Origin of the sequence: Streptococcus intestinihominis (genome assembly GCF_046824975.1) — a bacterium.
Lineage (GTDB): Bacteria > Bacillota > Bacilli > Lactobacillales > Streptococcaceae > Streptococcus.
The window spans coordinates 141,331-146,911 of record NZ_JBKQBL010000004.1; the positions used below are offsets into that span (position 1 = coordinate 141,331).

Here is a 5,581-nt window from a genome sequence, read left to right on the forward strand (position 1 = left end):
GTCCGAAGGCAAATCCTGAATAGACTGTTGAATCAATGCCGCTCATCTCAAGCACGCGTGGGTGAACCATGCCGGCTCCCATGATTTCGATCCAACCGGTCTTCTTACATACATTACATCCCGCTCCACCACATTTAAAGCAAGAGACATCGACTTCAACAGATGGCTCTGTAAATGGGAAATAAGAAGGACGCAGACGGATTTGGCGTTCTGCACCAAACATCTTTTGCACGATCAACTGAAGCGTTCCTTGGAGGTCTGCCATAGAAATGTTCTTCCCAACGACCAAACCTTCGATCTGATGGAACTGGTGGCTGTGGGTCGCATCATCTGTATCCCGACGGAAAACACGCCCTGGAGAAATCATCTTCAAAGGTCCCTTGCTAAAGTCATGCGCATCCATAGCACGCGCCTGAACTGGTGATGTGTGGGTCCGAAGCAAGATTTCTTCTGTGATGTAGAAGGTGTCCTGCATATCCCGCGCTGGGTGATCTTTTGGAAGGTTCATGCGTTCAAAGTTATAGTAGTCTTTTTCGACTTCAAAACCATCTACGACTTGGTAGCCCATCCCGATAAAGATATCTTCGATTTCTTCACTGGTTTGGGTCAAGACATGACGGTGACCACTTGCGACCGGACGTCCAGGTAGGGTCACGTCGATACTCTCACTAGCTAATTTGGCTTGGACTTTCTTTTCTTCCAAAAGCTTGGCTGTTTCTTCAAAGGCAGCCGTCAAGACATCACGGGCTTCATTGACATGTTTTCCGATAACCGGACGCATTTCAGCAGAGACATCTTTCATCCCTTTAAGGATTTCAGTAAGGGAACCTTTTTTCCCAAGGACAGAGACGCGTAACTCTTGCATCTCTTTTTCGTTTTCAGCAGAGATCTGCTTCAAAGCTGCCAGCGTTTCTTCCCGAAGCGCTTTTAGTTGTTCTTCAATCGTTGACATATTTCCTCCATCATGGTCTTCACTCAGACATATAAAAAACCACGCGCCACACCCATATTCGGAGCGTTGACACGCGGTACCATCCGTCTTTTATCTGAAACTCAGACCTTAATTTCTAAATCTTTGCGCAAGTGAATTCACTCAGCTTTCATGCAAAGAGCTTTCAGTCACGGCTCTTCTCCCTGTTGCACTTCCCTTGAGGTACTAGTCTTGCAGATTTCTATTCAATTACACTCTAGTTTATCAGATTTTTAGTTAAAAAACAAGTTAGATGAGACTAATTTCAATAGACAAAGAAACAAGAACCAGGGCATTATTTATTTGCCTTGTCTGTTTCATCTGCTTTCCTTTTTAATAAAAGAGTTGCTGCTTGGTTAAAACCATCACACCAGTTATACCATTTTGCTTCATACTCATCTTGAGCTAAGATATGATGTTTTAAATCCATAACAGAGTATATCTTTCTTTCCTCACAAGCTTGCGCATAGAGATGATAAATTTCATCACCACCATCTTTATCAAACTCAGCAGAAATCGTATCCCGACCTGCCAATAAAGCCTGATAAGCCCTGTGATGACCGTCTGTAATCAAGAAGCAATTTCCAAACGCAAGAATACTAATTGGATCAACATTGATGATTTCCGCCGATTGATCAAGCATCTGGATATCATGTAACTTCTTTTCTGATAAATATAGTTGGGTCGGATGAAGATCTGTTATTTTGATTTTCAATTCTTTCTCCTCTACCAAGAGTAAAATAAGCTGGTCCTGGGCACTGGTGAACATTTTTAAAGGTCAGGATTTAAAGACCTGCCAAAGCCAAATTCCTCTGCCATTCTTGTTATTCAATTTGTTTTTATTCGATGACTTGTCCAGCTTCTTTCAAGACAGATTCTGGAATGGTAATGCCTAATTCTTCTGCCACTTTTTTGTTGATGACAGATTTACCATCTGTAAAGATTTCGACTGGTGTATCCGCTGGTTTTTGACCTTTCAAGATTTTCGCAGCCATTTTACCAGTTGCAACTCCAAGATCATGTTGGTCGACAACGACTGAACCTAAACCACCAGCTTCGACCATGGCTGTCGCACTTGGGAAGATTGGTTTTTTAGCTGTTTTGTTTGCTTCGACTACCGTTGTGAAGGCTGAAGCGATGGTGTTGTCAATTGGAACCCAGATGGCATCTACTTTACCAGTCATGACAGAAACCGTTGAAGCAATTTCATTTGTAGAAGGTACTGAATAAGGAACCACCTTGTAGCCTGCTTTTTCAGCCAATTTTGTAAATTCTTCTACTTGCGTTTTAGAATTATCTTCACTGGTTGAGTAAAGAACCCCGATTGTTTTCACGTTTGGAGTCAACTCTTTGATTAACTTCAACTGTTGTTCCGTTGGGTTGTGGTCAGATACTCCTGTGATATTGCCACCTGGTTTTTTCAAATCTTTGACCAAGTTAGCGCCGACTGGGTCTGTGATAGCACCCATGACAATTGGTTTGTCCTTAGTCGCACTAGCCAAACCTTGAGCAGATGGGGTTGCGATTCCGATCAAGACGTCGTTGTTGTTTTGGACCAATTGCTTGCTCATGGTTGCAACCTTGTTTTGGTCTCCTTCCGCATTGAGGAATTCGATCTCAATCTTGTCCTTATCGTAGCCTTCTTCAGCCAAGCCGTCTTGAATCCCCTTGTAGATTTCGTCTAGCGATGGGTGGCTGACCAACTGTAAGACACCGACTTTTACCTTTTTAGTTCCATCTGCTTTATTGGCATCATTTTTATTGTTTAACATTGGATAAACAACAGCTACTAAAATAATGGCTAGCAAAGCACCGATCATTCCCAATACACGTTTGTTTTTCATATTTTTTACCTCAATTATTTATTTTTTTCGTTTTTTCGCTTCTTTGTTAAAGACTGAGTCGCCATCGTTTCTTCATCTTCTTTTCCCCCTTCTTTTTGAAACAAAAAACACGCCCACACATAGCTATAGCTATGTGAGGACGTGTCATCGCGGTGCCACCTCACTTATGGGAAAATGGATAAACTCCTCCCATATCTCTGTCTTGTCTAGCAACAAGTTGCACGATAAGGTGTGCCGACCGAATTTTTATTGTTTCAAATTCATCTCATCATTAGTCCAATTTCATAAATGTCCACTACCCACTTCCACCAACCGTGAGCTCTCTAATAAATTTTCATTTATTACTTTTCTAATTGAATCCATTGTAAATGTTTCTGTAAACCTTGTCAATACTTTTTTATGGTTTTTTTGAAAACGTTCGTCATTTCCTGAAATTCATTTTCTAACGGATGCTTTTACAAGGATTGAAAACCGCCTTCTTGCTGGGTTTTCAGGCACTTTTTTGATATAATTTACTAGAATTAGTCTAGAATGTTGAGGAACCCCATGTCTTTTGATGGATTTTTTTTACACCATATGGTGAATGAATTACAAAGCGAACTCCTATATGGTCGCATCCAAAAGATTAACCAACCCTTTGAACAAGAGTTGGTTTTACAAATTCGTAGCAATCGCAAGAATCAAAAACTCTTGCTGTCTTCCCACTCTGTTTTTGGTCGGATCCAACGAACCCAGACCAATTTTGAGAATCCTGCCTTCCCTAATACTTTTATCATGGTCATGCGCAAGTATCTCCAAGGGGCAGTCATTGAGCAGATTCAGCAACTGGAGAATGACCGTATTTTAGAAATTGCCGTCTCTAATAAAAATGAGATTGGAGATGATATATCTGTGACCCTAATCATCGAAATCATGGGCAAGCACAGCAATATCATTCTTCTGGACAAGGCGACTGGAAAAATTATCGAAGCGATCAAGCATGTGGGCTTCTCACAAAATAGCTACCGGACCATTCTCCCTGGATCAACCTATGTAGCTCCTCCAAAAACCGAAGCGGTCAACCCCTTTACCATTAAAGACGAAGCTTTATTCGCCTTTCTTCACCGAGAAGAGTTGACACCAAAAAACCTTCAAATCCATTTCCAGGGTCTTGGTCGAGATACTGCTCAAGAATTGGCCAGTCGATTAGAAACGGGAGAAAAATTAAAAACCTTCCGAGCTTTCTTCGAAGCTCCAACAGATCCCCGTCTAACAAAAAAATCCTTTGCTGCTCTCGCTTTTGCTGATAGCCAGGAGGAGACCTTCGAGACCTTATCGGATCTACTCGACCACTACTACTTGGACAAGGCTGAGCGCGACCGGGTCCAACAACAAGCTGGGGAACTGATCCGCAAGGTGGACAATGACCTAGAAAAGAACCGGAAAAAATTGGCCAAACAAGAAGCCGAACTGGCAGCGACAGAAAATGCCGAAGAGTTCCGTCAAAAAGGCGAACTGCTTACTACTTTCCTCCATCAAGTCCCAAATGATCAAGACCAAGTCACCTTAGACAACTATTATACCAACCAGCCTATTACCATTGCCTTGGATAAAGCCTTGACCCCCAGTCAAAATGCACAACGCTACTTTAAGCGTTACCAGAAGCTAAAAGAAGCTGTTAAACATTTGACCTCTCTCATCCAGGAAACCAAGGAAACCATCTCCTACCTAGAAACAGTCGAAACCGCTCTGGCCCAAGCCAGCCTTTCTGAAGTAGCCGAGATTCGCGAAGAGCTGATCCAAACAGGCTTTATCAAACGACGCAACCGAGAAAAGATCCATAAACGGAAAAAACCAGAGAAGTACTTAGCCTCAGACGGCAAAACCATTATTCTGGTCGGCCGGAATAATCTTCAAAACGAAGAATTGACCTTCAAAATGGCTAAAAAGGACGAACTCTGGTTCCACGCCAAGGATATTCCAGGTAGTCACGTGGTCATTACAGGTAACCTCAACCCTTCCGATGAGGTCAAAACCGATGCAGCTGAGCTGGCAGCCTATTTCTCTAAGGGACGCCTGTCCAATCTGGTCCAAGTCGACATGATTGAAACAAAAAAACTCAACAAACCAACCGGAGGAAAACCTGGCTTTGTAACCTATACCGGTCAGAAAACCCTACGGGTCACCCCTGAAGAAGAAAAGATCAAATCCATGCGTATCAATGAGTAATAAAAAGGACTGAGAATCATCTCAGCCTTTTTGTTTTATTCTGATTTGTGGATATCCTCTTTGACCTGGTCAACGTTGAACTTGGCAAAGAGATACTGGCGGTCCTGGACAGGAAAGCGTTGGTCCAATTGATCAATGGCTCCAACTTCGACGATGCCCTCTTTGATGACAAAATCCATAACATGTCCTCCAAAGGTATGGTCATCTGAGATAAAGTGAAGGTGATAGCCTGCTACACTGACCCCATGAAACATCTCTGGCGTCCAAAAACCAACAATGGTTCCTGTAACATCTTCTCGTGTAAATTCTGGCTGATGGGTTGCTACATCTGCAAACTTGGTTTCCGAGGTCGATTTGGGAATCATACGCACATGCATCTTGGAGAAATCACCGTGAATCTTAATCGAACGAAACAGATTTTCGCCATCGTAATAAGATTCAATGCGAGCCTCTAATTCCTCATCCGTCATTTCAAAGCGTTGCCGAAAAATCACTTCGGCCTGGTGGGGAACAATGGCCGCATAGGGGACGGTCGCATCTGGAGCAACTTCCACAATCT

Annotated in this window: 5 protein-coding genes and 1 other annotated feature; of the genes, 1 reads left to right on the forward strand and 4 read right to left on the reverse strand. The window is 42.7% G+C overall.

Annotated features, from left to right (window positions below; genetic code table 11):
* The 3 genes from pheS to trpX all read right to left on the reverse strand — a co-directional run.
* On the reverse strand, positions 1–952 hold a 952-nt coding region (pheS, locus tag ACLOR3_RS07550), incomplete at its 3' end, for a phenylalanine--tRNA ligase subunit alpha (protein WP_412037111.1).
* Positions 953–1,265: 313 nt separating this feature from the next.
* Positions 1,266–1,685 (reverse strand): chromosome partitioning protein ParB, encoded by a 420-nt coding sequence (locus ACLOR3_RS07555; protein ID WP_411399902.1) that lies wholly within the window; start codon positions 1,683–1,685, stop codon positions 1,266–1,268.
* A gap of 124 nt (positions 1,686–1,809) precedes the next feature.
* Positions 1,810–2,814 carry a tryptophan ABC transporter substrate-binding protein gene (gene trpX, locus ACLOR3_RS07560; RefSeq protein ID WP_272081005.1) on the reverse strand — a complete coding sequence of 335 codons (1,005 nt, stop codon included), beginning with the start codon at positions 2,812–2,814 and terminating at the stop codon, positions 1,810–1,812.
* Between the two features lie 132 nt (positions 2,815–2,946).
* Positions 2,947–3,181 (reverse strand) — a binding site (T-box leader).
* A 179-nt stretch (positions 3,182–3,360) separates the two neighbouring features.
* Here trpX and ACLOR3_RS07565 point away from each other — a divergent pair.
* The gene (locus ACLOR3_RS07565; protein ID WP_411399903.1) at positions 3,361–5,022 is read left to right on the forward strand and encodes an Rqc2 family fibronectin-binding protein; all 1,662 of its coding nucleotides are present in this window, start codon (positions 3,361–3,363) and stop codon (positions 5,020–5,022) included.
* A gap of 35 nt (positions 5,023–5,057) precedes the next feature.
* Here the strand turns inward: ACLOR3_RS07565 and budA are convergent.
* A partial coding sequence (budA, locus tag ACLOR3_RS07570) for an acetolactate decarboxylase (RefSeq protein WP_412037112.1) occupies positions 5,058–5,581 on the reverse strand: 524 nt, incomplete at its 5' end.